Origin of the sequence: Anaerococcus obesiensis (genome assembly GCF_016599815.1) — a bacterium.
Taxonomy (GTDB): Bacteria; Bacillota; Clostridia; order Tissierellales; family Peptoniphilaceae; genus Anaerococcus; species Anaerococcus vaginalis.
Genome location: NZ_CP067016.1, coordinates 495,754 through 510,180, shown reverse-complemented (window position 1 = coordinate 510,180; position 14,427 = coordinate 495,754). Strand labels below are relative to the sequence as shown.

Sequence of the window (14,427 nt, the reverse complement as noted above, 5' to 3'; positions counted from 1 at the left end):
TACTACAGAAAAAAAATAAATGCAAATGATTTGCAAGATAAAATTAAAGATTTTATAAATTATTCTATCCAAAGATTTTTTTAAGATTTGTAGAGATTATTATAAAATTTATCAAAAATATAAATTGAAAAAATTATTCATTTCGGTATTGTAAAAGTAGAAAAGAAAAGGAGAATTTATGATTTACAAAGCAGATTACGTAATACTAGAAGACAAAATTGAAAAAGATTTATTTGTAGAAGTGGAAGATGGAAAGGTAAAATCACTTTCCAAAAATGAGCCAGAAAATTTTACTTATTTGGAAGGAATTTTGGCTCCAGGACTTGTGGATACCCACATTCACGGCTACAAAAATGAGGATATAATGAATGCCAAAAAAGGAGCTTTGGATATAATTTCACAAGGCTTGCTTGAAACAGGTGTTACATCATTTTTGCCAACAACTCTTACAGATTCAACTGAAAGATTAAATGAAGCTGTAAAAGTTGTGGGAGAAGAATATAAGGATGTAAAGGGTGCAAAAGTTAGGGGAATATTTTTGGAAGGTCCATTTTTTACAGAAAAATATAAGGGCGCTCAAAATGAAAAATATATGTCCGATCCTGATATAGAAAAATTGAAAAAATGGAAAGAATTATCAGATGGACTTGTAAATAAAATTGCCATAGCTCCAGAAAGAGCCGGATCACAAGAATTTATAAAAAAAGCAAATGCCATGGGAGTTTATGTTGCCCTAGGCCACTCCGATGCCTCTTATGATGAGGCAATAAAAGCTGTAGAAGATGGAGCAAATATTTTTGTCCACACTTTTAATGGAATGAGCGGACTTCATCACAGAAATCCTGGTATGGTAGGAGCAGCTATGAATTCAGATGCAATATCAGAATTAATTTGTGATGGTCATCACGTAAATCCAGCTGCTGCAGAAATTTTGATAAATAAAAAAGGCTATGACAAAATTGCCCTAATAACAGATTGTATGATGGCAGGAGGAATGCCAGAAGGATCATATAAATTGGGAGAATTTCCAGTAAAAGTAGAAAATGGAACAGCAAGATTAGAATCAGGATCATTAGCAGGCTCAATTTTAAAATTAAAAGAAGCTGTTCAAAATGTAGTAAATTGGGATATAGTAGATGTATTTGAAGCAGTACAAATGGCATCATTAGTCCCAGCAAAATCCGTAGGAATAGATAATGTATGCGGAAAAATAAAACAAGGCTACGATGCAGATTTTATATTATTAGATTACGATTTAAATTTAAAAGCAACCTATCTAAATGGGGAGAAAAAATACCAAAAATAAATTATCAAAAACAGGTGTTAGCAAAATAAATGCTAACACCTGTTTTTTTGAAAATATTTAAATAAATTTACGAGCTTATTAAAATTTTAATACAATATTTGAACTAGGTTTTAAATTATTAATTAAAGTTGATGTAATTTTTATATTCCATCTTCAAAATTATCGTCTTCAATTTCGTTTTCGTTTTTGTATTGTATTACTGATTCTTTTCCGATATTAATTATTTCTTCAACGCTTTCATCAAGATTTCCAGAAGAATTTAAAGCTTGATAAAGGCTTGCAAAATTTAAACCTGCTATAACTCTTACGTTTGGAAGATCTCCCAAAGTCATTACGGCTCTATTAAATGGCGTTCCTCCTGCAAGATCGGCAAGAACTATAACATTCTCATAATCTTTTAATGATTTGTAATTTTCTTTTAATTTTTGGTCAAATTCATCAAGATTATCATTTTCTTTAAATTCTTGTATTTTTAAATTTTCAAATTCTCCTGCAATCATCTTAACAGCGGAATAAACTCCGCTGGCAAGAGATGCATGACTTGTTGCTATAACTGCATTAGCCATTAAAATACTCCAATATAGGCACCAGCTACACCGAGGATTAATAAGAAGGCAATACATTTAATTGGAGTCCATTTTTTCTTTGTCAATAAGAAAAATAGCAACAAAGTTATAGCTAGAGGTACAAGATCTGGAATTATTCCATCTAAAACTTCTTGAATTTTAACTTTAACAGGTTGTTCTTCGTAAGTGTTAAATTCGATTTCAGATTTTCCATTTCCTAAATCTCTTATAACTGCTCCATCGTTTAATTCTTTTTTGTCTTTGTCTTTATATAATAATTCGTCATATTCTGATAACTCATCGTTATTAACAACTGTATCTACTAGAACAGGTGCATTTGTTGTACCATTATCTACTTCAAGTGCTATTGATGTATCTCCATATACGCTTACTAAAGCTCCTACAACCAATACTCCAAGAATTGATGCTGCTCTAGTAAATTCTTTAGCGTTTTGCGTCAAAACATCAATGGCAGATTCGCCCATCCTATATGACCAATTCATCAACCAAAATCTTATAGCAAATTGGCATATATTAAATACTACAAAGAAAAGTATAGGACCTGCAATTGAGCCCTGCAAGGCCATGTTTGAAGAAATACCTGCAACGATTGGTACAAGGGTAAACCAGAATAAGGCATCTCCTATTCCTCCCAAAGGTCCCATGGCTGCAACTCTTACGGCTCTTATTGTAGGGATTTCAACTTTATTTTCTTCTAGTGAAAGGATAATTCCCATAACAAATGTTATAAGGAAAGGATGGGTATTAAAAAATTCTAGGTTGTGAGCCATTGATTTAGAAAGGTCATCCTTATTTGTGTGAATTTTTTCAAGACCTGGCAAGATTGAATATAACCATCCACCAGCTTGCATTCTTTCGTAGTTAAAAGATGCTTGAAGAAATAATGATCTCCATACCATCTTATTTAATGTTTTTTGATCTAGTTTTTGACTAGGATTGGTATCTTTATAAGAATTCATATCATTATATTCCATCTTCTTCTCCTCCTTCAAAATTTGCAGATGCACTTACATTTTTTAATCCTACATGAACTTGGTAATCCCAGAAAGCAAGTGCAAATCCTATTAATGAAATTATCAATAGAGCTGAACCAGATAGGGATTCGTTAGCCATTACTATAACTGCAAGGGCAAATCCGATAAAGAAAAATCCCCAAAGATCTCTTGAAACCATAAGTCTTAATAAAACTGCAAAACCTACAAATTTCATCATACCACCAGCAACTCCAAGACCGTGCATTAGAGTTTCTGGAATCATAGCTGCAAGTTTAGCACCGAATGAAGATCCTGCTATAAAGAATAAAACTACTATAATACCAAAAATACTTCCCAAAAGAATCATTGCGAAATAATTGATTTTTTCGATTCCTTTAGGGTCTGCATCTTTTGCATATTGATCAGCTTTTGCCATAACTGGACTCATCAAAGTAAATATAATTGTAACACCGTATTGACCTAAAAGTGCAAAAGGAATTGCTGCAGCTACAGCTGCATTAGGTTCAAGACCTGATGTTACGGCAAAAATAACAGAAACTATTCCGCCTATAACTGCATTTGGAGGTTGAGCTCCACCTACAGGCATATTTCCTATTGTCATTAATTGATAAGTTGCCCCAACTATAAGTCCTGTGTGCATATCTCCCAAGATAGCTCCTATAACAGGACCTGTAATTATAGGTTGATATAATGATTCTAGGAAAGAGAATTGGTCAATAGCTACTACAAAAGTAACTAGAAAAATTAAAATTATTTGTAATATATTAAAGTTCATACAATCCTCCTAGATATTTTATGAAAATAATTTATTAATGTCTTCTGCTGATTCAGTAGGTACCTTTCTAATTTCTAGATTGACACCTTTTTCTTTAAGTTTTTTAAAAGCCTCAACGTCGTTGTCGTCAACAGCAACAACTCCTGCAACTTGTCTTTTGCCTTCAGCCATGTGCATATTTCCTATATTAAGATCTTTAATAGGAACACCGCCTTCAACAAGTGTTAGAACGTCTTTTGGGCTTTCACATATTATGAAAATTTTTTGCCTATCAGCAGCCTTGTGTATAGTATCAATTGTCTTTTGAAGAGTCCAAAACCTAGTAGCAACACCATTAGGAGCAGCCATAGTCATAAGATTTTGTCTCATTTTATTATTTGCTACATCATCATTTGCAACAAGAATAAGATTTGCGCCAATAACCTTTGTCCATTGAGTAGCAACTTGTCCGTGTAATAGTCTATTGTCTATTCTAGTTAGAACAATATTAGGCATAATAAAACTTCCTTTCAAATTAATTTAGTATTTCACTAATAGAGTAACGGCTAACTTTAATTTCAACATCCTTGGCAATTTTGATGATAGCATAATCTTCTTTCAAAGAAACAATTTTTCCATAAATACCATCAGTCAAAATAACTTCCTTGCCAGGTTTAAGATTTTTGTGTAAGCTTTCAAAATATTTCTTTTTCTTTTTTAGATTTCTGTGGCTTAATATTTGACTAATTAGTACAAAAATAGCTATAAAAATCAATAAAACCAAGGATGTCCTTGCTATTTCACCTAACATAATCCTCCTTTCTTAAATTATCGAAATAATTTTACAAATTTTTAGAAACATTTTCCCAAATTTTAAAAAAATTATTCTCTAAATTTGAAATATAATTGCCAAAATTTTAAAGTGAGAAAAATTTTATAAAAATAGGATATTTTCTAGAAAACCAGAAAAATAAAATCAAAATATTTATCTGGTAATTACCATTATTTTATATAAAATTAATTGATATGTCAAGAATTAATTAAAAAAATAATTTTAAAAGCTCATTTAAGCGTAAAAAAGTCAAAGCAAACTAATAAAAAAACAAATTACAATAATAAAAATCCAATCAAAAATTATTCTTGCAAGAAAAATAAATTTTTCAAATCAAAGAAAACGATACATTAAAAAAAGAAATTATAAAATATTTTAAAGCTTAGAAAATTTTAATTTGAGATTTTTATAATTAAAAATTATTTTTAAATCCTGAATTTAAATTTATTTCCTTGACCTTGGTCTTTATTTTATATATACTAATATTAGCAATGGTAGTTACCAATGAAAAACTTTTGAAAAGGATGGTATCGTATGAGAGAAGTTTTTTTGGGAATTGATGGCGGTGGAACAAAAACGGCTTTTGTTCTTGAAGTTAATAAAAAATTATATGAGCACAAGGAAAAAACTATTCACTTAAAGCAAATTTCTAGAGAAGAATTTTTTAAAAGATTAAAAAATGGAATTGAAATTTTAGTCAAAAAGGCTGGAATAGAAATTTCTGATATTGATTTTACTTTTTTGGCTATGCCGGGCTTTGGTCAATTTAAGGAAGATGAATCTTTTATTCTTGAAAGTCTTGAAAAAATTTTGGGCTCTAAAAATTTCAAAGTTGGAAATGATTGTTTAAATGGTTGGGCAGGTTCTTTGAATGCGAATGCTGGTATTAATTTGGTTCTTGGAACTGGCTCAATTGGTTTTGGTGTTGATAATAATGGAAATAGTATGATGTGTGGAGGCTGGGGGCCTTTGCTTGGAGATGAGGCTAGTGGTTATTATATTGGTCTTAAAATTTTAAATATTTTTACAAAAATTTCTGATGGTAGATATGAAAAAAGTCCGATTTATGATCTTTTGAAAAAGGAATTGGAAATCTCTGATGATTTTGAAATAATTACTTTGGCAAATAATATGCAAAGAGATGAGCTTGCAAGTCTTTCAAAAATTTTCTCTAAGGCAATTGATGAAAATGATACTTATGCTTTAAATCTTTTGGATGATGTTGCAAAAGAGGCTAGCCTTGTTATAAATACTCTTATCAAAAAATTGGATTTCAAAGGTGCTGTTAAGGTTTCATATTCTGGTGGCGTTTTTAATTTGGGTCAAAGATTGCTTGATAAGATTGAACAATATGCTGATGATAGAGTAGAAATTGTAAAGCCTTTTGCAAATCCTTCTATTGGTTCTTTGATTTTGGCAAAGAAATTTTATGAAAAAGGAGAGATGATTTGATTTTAAGTATAACGGCAAATCCTTCTGTTGATATTTCATATAATATTGAAAATCTCAAAATTGATGATGTTAATAGGGTAGATCTTGTAAATAAAGATGCAGGTGGCAAGGGCATTCATGTTTCTTATGTTTTGAATGAATTGGGAGAAAAGGTAATAAATTCTGGTTTTGTTGGCGGAAAACTTGGGGAATTTATTGAAAAAAGGCTTGATGAAAGAAAAATATCTCATGATTTTATTAAGCTTGATGATGAAACTAGAAATTGTATTGCAATAATTCATGATAATAAGCAAACAGAAATTCTAGAAAAAGGTCCAAAGATTGGCTTGGAAAAGGAAAAAGAATTTTTGGATCATCTGGAAAAAATATCAAAAAATATTGAAATAATTAATATATCAGGCTCTTTGCCAAAAGGTCTTGATGCAAGTTTTTATCAAAAAATTATAAAATTTGCAAAAGAGAATAAAATATTTGTATCTCTTGATACATCTGGCAATACTTTGAAAGAAATTGTTAAAGGCGAAATTAAGCCTGATTTGATAAAGCCGAATGAAACAGAAATAAAAGATATTATTGAAAAAGAATTTCCAGAAAATGAAGAAGAAATAAGAAAAATATTTGAAAAATCTCCCCTTAAAGATATTCCTTATGTAATTATTTCTCAAGGAAAAGATGGAGCTATATTTAAAATAAAAAATAAAATTTATAAGGCTAAAGTTCCAAAGGTTAAAGCTATAAATCCTGTTGGAAGTGGCGATTCGACTTTGGCTGGAGCCTTATCTGCAATTTATAACAAGGAAGATGATGAAGATTTTATAAAAAAATCAATGACTTGTGGACTTTTGAATGTTCTTAATGAGGAAATTGCCCACATAAATATAAATGATTTTGATAAATACAAAGAAAAAATAGAAATAAAGGAGTTAATATGAAAATTTCAAAAGAAAAATTAGAAAATCTAGAAAAATTAGCAAATGAAGATGGAGTAATAGCAGCTCTTGCCATAGACCAAAGAGGTTCTATGGAAAAAATGATGAATAAAGCAAACGAATCTTTGAATAATGTTGAGGGAATTTCTGAATTTAAAAGACAAGTTTCAAAAGAGCTTACACCTTTTTCATCATCAATTTTGTTAGATCCAATTTATGGAAAAACTGCTATTGAAGCAAAAGATGAAAATGCAGGCTTAATTATAAGCTACGAGCAAACTGGCTATGATGAATATGAAGTAGGTAGACTCCCTAAATTAATTGATTTTATGTCAGGGCTTAGGGCAAAAGAAATGGGAGCAAACGCATTAAAAGTTCTCTTGTATTATGATGTTGACGAAGATGAAAAAATAAATGATGTAAAAAAAGCTTGGGTTGAAAGAGTTGGCTACGAGGCAGAAGGTTTAGGACTTCCATATTTTTTGGAAATTGTAACTTATGATTATACACTTGATAGCGAAAAAGATGAAAAATATGCAAAAGTTAGACCAAAAAAAGTAATTGAAGCTATGAAAGAATTTGATAATCCTAAGTATAAGGTTGATGTTTTGAAAGTAGAAACACCAGTTAATATGAATTTTGTAGAAGGCTATGGGGAAAATTTTGTTTATAGCAAAGACCAAGCTAAGAAATTTTTTAAAGACCAAGCTGATGCGACAAGTATTCCATTTATATTCTTATCAGGTGGTGTAAGTGCAGAACTTTTCAAAGAAACTTTAATACTTGCAAAAGAAGCAGGGTCAAATTTCAATGGAGTTTTGTGTGGTAGGGCTACATGGAAAGATTGCGTTGATATATATGCAAAAGATACAGAAAAATCAAAACAATGGCTTAAAGAACAAGGAAAAGAAAATATTCAAAGCTTAAATGAAGTTTTAAAAGAAACTGCTGTTTCAATATTTGAAAAAATTGAAAATTAAAAAATTTAAAAAATAAATCAAGATAATTATTAATAAATCAATCAAATTGGTCTTGAATAAAGTACCAAAGAAGATATAATATTATTTATATGATGGTTACTACCAATGAAGGAGGGCGTAATGCTTTTAGATGAAAGTAAGTTGGAAGAAAAAGATTTTAAATACACTTACACAGAAATTTTAAATCAAGCAGATACATGGCTTGAAGTTTATAATTTATACGAAAAAAGAAAAAATGATATAGAAAATTTTTTAAAAAAAGTTGGCAAAGATTGTAAGGTTATTTTTACAGGGGCAGGAACAAGTGAATACGTTGGAAACATTGCCCTTGATTATTTGAAAACTCATGGAGAATTTGAATTCGAATCAGTTGCAACAACAGATTTGGTTTCAGCTCCTTACCTACATTTTGAAAAAACTCAAAAAACACTTTTGGTTTCTTTTGCAAGAAGTGGAAATTCCCCAGAATCTCTTGCGGCTGTAAAACTTGGAAAAAAACTTGTGGATGATTTTTATAATTTGCCTATAACTTGTGCAAAAGAAGGAAAACTTGCTCAAGCTTTGAAAGATGATGAAAATTCTTATGTATTTTTGGAACCAGAAATTACAAATGATAAAGGATTTGCTATGACAAATTCATTTTCATCAATGTTGCTTGCGACTTTATTGATTTTTGATACAAAAACAAAAAATAAAAAAGAAATCGTAGAAAAAATTTCAAAACTTGGAAAAGAAATTTATAATAATTTGGAAGAAATTGAAAATTTAGTAAATTTTGATTTTAATAGGGTTGTATATCTTGGATCAGGTCCTTTGGGAAAATTGACAAAAGAAGCAAGATTAAAAATTCTAGAATTAACAGCTGGAGAAGTAGCAACAATTTGGGAATCATCAATGGGATTTAGGCACGGTCCAAAATCATTTGTTGATGAAAATACTCTTGTAATTTCTTTTGTTTCATCAAATCCTTATACAAGATTATATGATTTAGATATTTTAGATGAAATAGCAAATGATAAAATAGCAAAAAAAATAATAGGAATTTCAAATTCAAAATTAGATAGGGATTATGAATTGATATTTGAAGAAGATGGATTAGATGATGTATATCTTTGCCCTGCCTATATAATTATTGGACAAATAATTGCCTTAGTAACCAGCCTTAGAGTAGGAAATACTCCAGACAATCCATCAAGAAAACACACAGTAAACAGGGTTGTAAAGGGCGTTACAATCCACGATTATAAAAATTAAGGAGAATAAAAAATTATGTCAGCTCTTTACTCAAAACTCATAGATGAGTTGATCACAAAAATTTCCTTTATGGAAAAAGGAGACAAGCTCCCATCAGAAAGGCAACTTTGTAAAGACTACAATGTATCAAGAACAACTGTAAGAAATGCGGTTGGCTCTTTGGTAAATTCTGGCATGCTTTATCAAATTCAAGGAAAAGGAACTTTTGTTAGAGAACAAAATAGGCAAAATCTTTCAAATTATTATTCCTTTACCGAACAAACAAAAAGAAATGGCAAAAAGCCAAAATCAATCGTTATAAATTTTGAAATAAAAGAAGCAAATAGCGAGCTAAAAAAATTGTTAAAGTTGGAAAAAGATGACAAGATAATTCAATTTGATAGGCTTAGGCTTGCTGATGACATAGCAATGATGTATGAAACAACAATTATTCCTTATAAGAGATTTTCAAAAATAAATAAACAATTATTATCAAAAAAAGCCCTTTATGATATATTTGATGAATTATTTAATACAAAAATCTACCAAGTTAAGGAAAGTTTTTCAGTATCAAGCGTAGAAAATGAAAAGGCAAAAGCTTTAAATATGAAAAGTCAGAGTCCTTGTTTAAAAATTCAAAGAGAAAGTTTCGATATAGAAAATATAATGATAGAATATACAATTTCTTATGCGAGAGCAGATAAATTTTATTATGAAACATCTTATAATCCCCAATCATTAATTAAGTAGGTCAAAATGACCTGCTTTTTTATTTTGTAAAATATAAATCAATAAAATAGAAAAGCAAATAAATATTATTAAAAAAATATCAAAACTTGTTTAATTTTTTAAAAGCAGTATATTAAGACTGTATAAATTTTAAAATATGGAGGAAAAAAATGAAATTTAATAAAAATTTAAAATATGGAGCATCTGCTCTTGCCCTTGCTCTTTTACTTTCAGCTTGTTCTGGAGAAAATGCAAAAAATGCAAAGGAAGATGCAAAAGATGCTGTAAGCAATACAAAAGCAGCAGTTTCAGAAGAAGTAAATTCAGTTAAAGACAAGGCTGAAGACAAAAAAGATGAGATGACAACAGGAATTGAAGATAAAGAATTTAAAATCTCACTTGATGATGCTGTTAAAAAATTTAAAGAAGAATTTAAGGCAGATGAGATAGAAGTTTCATCACTTGAATTTGATGAAGATAATGGAAAATATGCTTATGATATCAAAGGATTTAATGGAAATGATGAATATGAAGCAAAAATAGATGCTGATAGCGGAGAAATTTTGTCAAAAGAACAAGACAAAGAAGATGATTCTAGTGATAAAAAAGCTATCGATCTTACAAAAATTAAAGATGCAAAAGAAGCTATTAAAAAAGCACTTGAAAACAACAAGGGATTTGTAAAATCCTATGAATTAGATGTAAATGATGAAGGAAAAACAGTTTACGAAATCGACGTTGTTGGCGGAGATGATGTAGAACTTGACGCTGAAACTTTGGATATAATTCAAAAATAATAGGAAATTAAAAAAAATAATTGATTTTAAATTCTTAGCTTGTATAATGAAAGTGTAAAGAAACTAACGTATAAGATGCATTAAAAAAGACAGGAATCGCACTCCTGTCTTTTTTTGTGGCTTAATGTTTTGCTTAATTCTTAAATTCAAACCACATTTTAATGCAATCGTAAATTACATTTGCAAATAAATTAAGAATAATAGTTGTTAACAAGTCTTCTATATGCATTTTACTCACCTCCTTTTTAAATTATGGAGATGTTAGCAAAACATCATTTATATTTTATCACAAGAATTATTTAAAAAATAGGAAATTTCAAAATGGATTTTTAATTTTATTTTTGAATTGTTAATGAATTATTAAACTGACTTTGTCTACGCTCTGGGCAGGATTTGTTCCTGATTTTTATTTATTTTTTAAGTATATTGATTTTAAATTCTTAGCTTGTATAATGAAAGTGTAAAGAAACTAATGTATAAGATGCATTAAAAAAGACAGGAATTGCACCTCCTGTCTTTTTTCTTAATGTTTTGCATTATTCCCATCATTTTTGCAAATAAAATCATAGATAAAATTTGCTATAACGCTAAGAATAATTGAAACTAATATATCTCTAAGATGCATTTTTACCACCTCCCTACAAAAAGTATAGAGATGTTTGCAAAACATCAAGTATATTTTATCATAAAGAAATTTTTAAAAAAATTATAAAAATAAAATTCCTAATATTAATTCAATCAATCCTACTTTTTTTGCATAATTTTCATCTTTTAATCCGTTTTTATAATCTTTTCTAAAGTTATTTATAAAATTATATTTTTTCTTAAAATAAATATTGAATCCAAAAAATATAAAGGCAATTGCCAATATCAAACTTATTATTTTAAATAATTTCATAAATTTCTCCTAGTAAGGAGCATTTTCTGGTTGTGCTCCCAATTTTTTTATCTCTATTCGTAAAATTTTTGCAAGTTTTGGCAAAATTATTAACAAAACTATGGTGTGAAATACGAAATTTATTGCCATCGTCGGAACTCTCATTGCAAATTGTGCCATAAATGGATTGCCAGTAAGTTGGCTAGTCCAAAGGGTATTTAAAAATAAACTGGTTATAAGAGAGTTTAAAATCGTAGCAAATACGATATTTTTTCTTGTGATTTCTTTTCTATAAAAAAAGAAAGTATAGATTAGGGCTGTGGCAATTTTTGTTGTAACAAAGGGCAAATAAAATCCTCCAGCTGTTGGGAAAATTAAATTCGAAATTATATCAATAATTATTGATGCAAAAACAGCAAGTGATGGATTAAAAATCGAGCACATAGCTGACGTTACAATAAAACCTAGTCCAACTTTTTGACTTACTGTAGTTATAGAAAAAAATCTTGAAACTACAATTGATAATGCTATAAAAAATGATAGCAAAATCAAGGTTCTGATGTTCTTTAAATTTTTCATTTTTCCTCCTATTTGGTAGTCTGCCATCATAGGAAATGATGTAGCGGATGCAGGTTAAAATCTTTCGTCTAGAAACAACATCCCATTTTCTAGCACTTAACGCCTTAACCCTACTCTACCTATTTTATTTTTCTATATAATTATATCACTTAAAAATTTAAATAGAAATTATCTTTAATTTTCATTCTCACGCTTAAGTTTATTTGCAAATTTACCCATAATAAAAGGAGTAAAAAAACTTGTAAGTAAAACACCAAGAGCGATTTGAGCCGTTGCAGTTTGAGAAATAGCTGCAAGACTTTGGTCACTATTAGCCAAAATTTCTGGAACAGAAGTTGAAAGACCAGCAATAGATGAAATTCCTATACTTGTTATGCCATTTTCCCTTAAAATTTTTCTTTCATAGAAAAATAATATAGGCAAAGTAAAAATGTAAAATAAAATACTTATAAAAATCCCTTGAAAACTAGCCTTGAAAGCGCTAATTAAATTTATACCAGAACCAAAAGACCAACCCATAAAAGGAGTCAAAATATTAATAGCAGGATAAAAAAATTCAGCCATTTCTCTGTCGAAATTTCCAATAATTATACCAAAAATCAAAGGAATTAAAATCGAAATAAGAGGAGTCCAATCAATTACAGAACTTTTTGAAATTGAAAAAATTAAAATAGGAAAAGCAGGCATACACAAAATTTCTGCAAGAGAAAAAGCTGCAATATCATCCTTATCCCCATAATCATAAGAAAGAGCAAGATATAAAGCAGGATTTAAAGAACAAATACAAGTGATAAAAGCAAGAGCAGAAATTCCAAAAATTCCATCAAGTCCAAAAAATTTAACAAATAAAATTCCAAAAATCAAAGAAATAATGAATTTTAATAAAAGGATAGAGCCTTGTTTTCTAATGATGTTTTTCAAATTTTTCAAATCAAGAGAAGTTGCCGACAAAAAACAAATCAAACCGAGAATATAATTTATCCCCTTTTTTGTAAAAAAAGTCCCAGAAACTGTACCAACATTAAAAAAATTTGGGAAAAAAGTATAAAAAATCGCAGAAATCAACATAGGAATAAGCAAAAGCCCTCCCGGGATTTTTTTCATAAATTTTAACATAAAAACTCCTTTTATCATTATAAAAAAAGAATTTTCCTAAAAATTTAAGAAAATTCTAATTTTTTTAATTATTTTCAATATCAAGTTTTAATTGAATATTGTATTCGTCCTTGATTTTTTCAATTAGTCTTTGAGCAAGATCCTCAATATTTTCATCAGGAAAAATTTCCTCTTTTTTAACTTCCTTGTAAGGAAGGACAATATATTTAATCTTGTTATTTTTCAAAATTACAGCAGAACCTTTTTTGTCAGCAAGCCTTGCAATTTTTGAAAAATTTTTGTTAGCAGTGGATATAGAAACTAAATTGTCGCCATTAATTTTCATACAAGCCTCCTATCCTATTTATAGCCATTTTACAAAAATTAAAACAAAAATAAGAAAAGGCAATATGTAAAATTAAAAATTCAATATTATTTTAAAACATAAATCCAATAAAAATTAAATTATATCAATTAATTAAAATGAAAAAAATAATTTAGAATAGCTCCTCATCTTCATAATTTGAAAAATCAATATCTTCAAGACTTGACATAGTAGTTGCCCAGTTTTTTTCAACAGCCTTTAAAGCCTTATCCAAATCTCTTTTTTTCAAAAATTTTATAATTTCTGCGTGCTCATCAAAACTTGACATCTTGTGGCTATCATCTTCAAAAAAATAAATATCCACCCTAGAAACTTTTCTTTTTAAACCATCAAGCAAAGATTCAATTTCTTTGTTTTGTGCAAGATCAATAATTTCTTTGTGAAAAGCTTGGTCTAATTCTAAAATTTTTATATGATTTTTTTTGTCTTGAACTTTTTTAATATTTTCATTAATATATTCAAGATTTTCTATCATTTCATCATTAATATTTTCAAATCCAAGCTCCAAAGCAAGTTTTTCCAAACTAGAAATTATAGGATAAATATTTAAAGTTTCATCAACATCGATAGGAGCAACCATTGTCCACCTGTTTGCCTTTGACAAAATAAGCCCCTCATCTTCAAGCCTTAAAATAGCCTCTCTAACAGGAGTTCTAGAAATCCCAAGGGCCTCAGACAATTCATTTATACGAATTTTTGATTTAGGTTTTAATTCGCCAGAAATGATTTTTTTTGAAATAAGGTCATAGGCTTCATCTTTTATAAATTTTCTTTTAATTGGAGAAGGTGTAAAATCCATAATAATTCCTTTCTTATTTCTTATAAGTATTATATCACATATTAGAAAATTTTAACAATTTTCTCTAGATTTTTAAATAAAAATTCATAGGCAAGTAA

17 protein-coding genes and 1 riboswitch are annotated in these 14,427 nt (G+C 28.8%); of the genes, 7 read left to right on the top strand and 10 right to left on the bottom strand.

Features of this window, described 5'->3' with window-relative positions; all coding sequences use genetic code 11:
* Positions 1-178: 178 nt before the first annotated feature.
* Positions 179-1,306, top strand: coding sequence for an N-acetylglucosamine-6-phosphate deacetylase (gene nagA / locus I6H46_RS02560; RefSeq protein ID WP_019118796.1), 1,128 nt, complete (start codon positions 179-181; stop codon positions 1,304-1,306).
* A 140-nt stretch (positions 1,307-1,446) separates the two neighbouring features.
* On the opposite strand, the gene I6H46_RS02555 is transcribed toward nagA, so the two are convergent.
* The 5 genes from I6H46_RS02555 to yajC are packed head-to-tail and all read right to left on the bottom strand — an operon-like array spanning position 1,447 to position 4,453.
* The gene (locus I6H46_RS02555; protein WP_019118795.1) at positions 1,447-1,872 is read right to left on the bottom strand and encodes a PTS sugar transporter subunit IIA; all 426 of its coding nucleotides are present in this window, start codon (positions 1,870-1,872) and stop codon (positions 1,447-1,449) included.
* The gene (locus tag I6H46_RS02550) at positions 1,872-2,867 is read right to left on the bottom strand and encodes a PTS system mannose/fructose/sorbose family transporter subunit IID (RefSeq protein WP_019118794.1); all 996 of its coding nucleotides are present in this window, start codon (positions 2,865-2,867) and stop codon (positions 1,872-1,874) included. The genes I6H46_RS02555 and I6H46_RS02550 overlap by 1 nt, the downstream gene beginning before the upstream one ends.
* Positions 2,857-3,663, bottom strand: coding sequence for a PTS mannose/fructose/sorbose/N-acetylgalactosamine transporter subunit IIC (locus tag I6H46_RS02545; RefSeq protein ID WP_019118793.1), 807 nt, complete (start codon positions 3,661-3,663; stop codon positions 2,857-2,859). Before I6H46_RS02545 ends, I6H46_RS02550 begins: the two co-directional genes overlap by 11 nt.
* Positions 3,664-3,681: 18 nt before the next feature.
* The gene (gene agaV, locus I6H46_RS02540) at positions 3,682-4,158 is read right to left on the bottom strand and encodes a PTS N-acetylgalactosamine transporter subunit IIB (RefSeq protein ID WP_004839538.1); all 477 of its coding nucleotides are present in this window, start codon (positions 4,156-4,158) and stop codon (positions 3,682-3,684) included.
* Positions 4,159-4,177: 19 nt separating this feature from the next.
* On the bottom strand, positions 4,178-4,453 hold the full coding sequence (gene yajC / locus I6H46_RS02535) for a preprotein translocase subunit YajC (protein ID WP_019118792.1): 276 nt from the start codon (positions 4,451-4,453) through the stop codon (positions 4,178-4,180).
* Between the two features lie 555 nt (positions 4,454-5,008).
* Between yajC and I6H46_RS02530 the strand changes: the two genes are divergently transcribed.
* The 6 genes from I6H46_RS02530 to I6H46_RS02505 all read left to right on the top strand — a co-directional run bounded on the left by I6H46_RS02530 (position 5,009) and on the right by I6H46_RS02505 (position 10,594).
* Positions 5,009-5,926, top strand: a complete 918-nt coding sequence (locus I6H46_RS02530) for an N-acetylglucosamine kinase (protein WP_019118791.1) — start codon at positions 5,009-5,011, stop codon at positions 5,924-5,926.
* Positions 5,923-6,858, top strand: a complete 936-nt coding sequence (locus I6H46_RS02525; RefSeq protein WP_019118790.1) for a hexose kinase — start codon at positions 5,923-5,925, stop codon at positions 6,856-6,858. The genes I6H46_RS02530 and I6H46_RS02525 overlap by 4 nt, the downstream gene beginning before the upstream one ends.
* The gene (locus I6H46_RS02520) at positions 6,855-7,835 is read left to right on the top strand and encodes a tagatose 1,6-diphosphate aldolase (protein WP_200226110.1); all 981 of its coding nucleotides are present in this window, start codon (positions 6,855-6,857) and stop codon (positions 7,833-7,835) included. The genes I6H46_RS02525 and I6H46_RS02520 overlap by 4 nt, the downstream gene beginning before the upstream one ends.
* A 120-nt stretch (positions 7,836-7,955) precedes the next feature.
* Positions 7,956-9,089 (top strand): SIS domain-containing protein, encoded by a 1,134-nt coding sequence (locus I6H46_RS02515; RefSeq protein ID WP_200226108.1) that lies wholly within the window; start codon positions 7,956-7,958, stop codon positions 9,087-9,089.
* 15 nt (positions 9,090-9,104) lie between these two features.
* The gene (locus tag I6H46_RS02510; protein ID WP_019118787.1) at positions 9,105-9,818 is read left to right on the top strand and encodes a GntR family transcriptional regulator; all 714 of its coding nucleotides are present in this window, start codon (positions 9,105-9,107) and stop codon (positions 9,816-9,818) included.
* Between the two features lie 149 nt (positions 9,819-9,967).
* Positions 9,968-10,594 carry a PepSY domain-containing protein gene (locus I6H46_RS02505; RefSeq protein WP_019118786.1) on the top strand — a complete coding sequence of 209 codons (627 nt, stop codon included), beginning with the start codon at positions 9,968-9,970 and terminating at the stop codon, positions 10,592-10,594.
* Between the two features lie 706 nt (positions 10,595-11,300).
* On the opposite strand, the gene I6H46_RS02500 is transcribed toward I6H46_RS02505, so the two are convergent.
* The 5 genes from I6H46_RS02500 to I6H46_RS02480 all read right to left on the bottom strand — a co-directional run bounded on the left by I6H46_RS02500 (position 11,301) and on the right by I6H46_RS02480 (position 14,329).
* Entirely contained in the window at positions 11,301-11,492 is a 192-nt protein-coding gene (locus I6H46_RS02500) for a DUF3784 domain-containing protein (RefSeq protein ID WP_200226106.1), read from the bottom strand.
* Positions 11,493-11,501: 9 nt separating this feature from the next.
* Positions 11,502-12,050, bottom strand: a complete 549-nt coding sequence (locus I6H46_RS02495) for a folate family ECF transporter S component (RefSeq protein WP_019118783.1) — start codon at positions 12,048-12,050, stop codon at positions 11,502-11,504.
* 39 nt (positions 12,051-12,089) lie between these two features.
* A riboswitch (THF riboswitch) is annotated at positions 12,090-12,170 on the bottom strand.
* Positions 12,171-12,224: 54 nt separating this feature from the next.
* The gene (locus tag I6H46_RS02490) at positions 12,225-13,166 is read right to left on the bottom strand and encodes a 2-keto-3-deoxygluconate permease (RefSeq protein WP_019118782.1); all 942 of its coding nucleotides are present in this window, start codon (positions 13,164-13,166) and stop codon (positions 12,225-12,227) included.
* 64 nt (positions 13,167-13,230) lie between these two features.
* Entirely contained in the window at positions 13,231-13,491 is a 261-nt protein-coding gene (locus tag I6H46_RS02485; protein WP_004839526.1) for a prevent-host-death protein, read from the bottom strand.
* Positions 13,492-13,642: 151 nt separating this feature from the next.
* On the bottom strand, positions 13,643-14,329 hold the full coding sequence (locus I6H46_RS02480) for a GntR family transcriptional regulator (RefSeq protein WP_019118781.1): 687 nt from the start codon (positions 14,327-14,329) through the stop codon (positions 13,643-13,645).
* Positions 14,330-14,427: the final 98 nt, after the last annotated feature.

Coding starts and splice junctions, on each gene's coding strand:
- nagA (WP_019118796.1), top strand. CDS start 179: ATGATTTACAAAGCAGATTACGTAATACTAGAAGACAAAATTGAAAAA.
- I6H46_RS02555 (WP_019118795.1), bottom strand. CDS start 1,872: ATGGCTAATGCAGTTATAGCAACAAGTCATGCATCTCTTGCCAGCGGA.
- I6H46_RS02550 (WP_019118794.1), bottom strand. CDS start 2,867: ATGGAATATAATGATATGAATTCTTATAAAGATACCAATCCTAGTCAA.
- I6H46_RS02545 (WP_019118793.1), bottom strand. CDS start 3,663: ATGAACTTTAATATATTACAAATAATTTTAATTTTTCTAGTTACTTTT.
- agaV (WP_004839538.1), bottom strand. CDS start 4,158: ATGCCTAATATTGTTCTAACTAGAATAGACAATAGACTATTACACGGA.
- yajC (WP_019118792.1), bottom strand. CDS start 4,453: ATGTTAGGTGAAATAGCAAGGACATCCTTGGTTTTATTGATTTTTATA.
- I6H46_RS02530 (WP_019118791.1), top strand. CDS start 5,009: ATGAGAGAAGTTTTTTTGGGAATTGATGGCGGTGGAACAAAAACGGCT.
- I6H46_RS02520 (WP_200226110.1), top strand. CDS start 6,855: ATGAAAATTTCAAAAGAAAAATTAGAAAATCTAGAAAAATTAGCAAAT.
- I6H46_RS02515 (WP_200226108.1), top strand. CDS start 7,956: ATGCTTTTAGATGAAAGTAAGTTGGAAGAAAAAGATTTTAAATACACT.
- I6H46_RS02510 (WP_019118787.1), top strand. CDS start 9,105: ATGTCAGCTCTTTACTCAAAACTCATAGATGAGTTGATCACAAAAATT.
- I6H46_RS02505 (WP_019118786.1), top strand. CDS start 9,968: ATGAAATTTAATAAAAATTTAAAATATGGAGCATCTGCTCTTGCCCTT.
- I6H46_RS02500 (WP_200226106.1), bottom strand. CDS start 11,492: ATGAAATTATTTAAAATAATAAGTTTGATATTGGCAATTGCCTTTATA.
- I6H46_RS02495 (WP_019118783.1), bottom strand. CDS start 12,050: ATGAAAAATTTAAAGAACATCAGAACCTTGATTTTGCTATCATTTTTT.
- I6H46_RS02490 (WP_019118782.1), bottom strand. CDS start 13,166: ATGTTAAAATTTATGAAAAAAATCCCGGGAGGGCTTTTGCTTATTCCT.
- I6H46_RS02485 (WP_004839526.1), bottom strand. CDS start 13,491: ATGAAAATTAATGGCGACAATTTAGTTTCTATATCCACTGCTAACAAA.
- I6H46_RS02480 (WP_019118781.1), bottom strand. CDS start 14,329: ATGGATTTTACACCTTCTCCAATTAAAAGAAAATTTATAAAAGATGAA.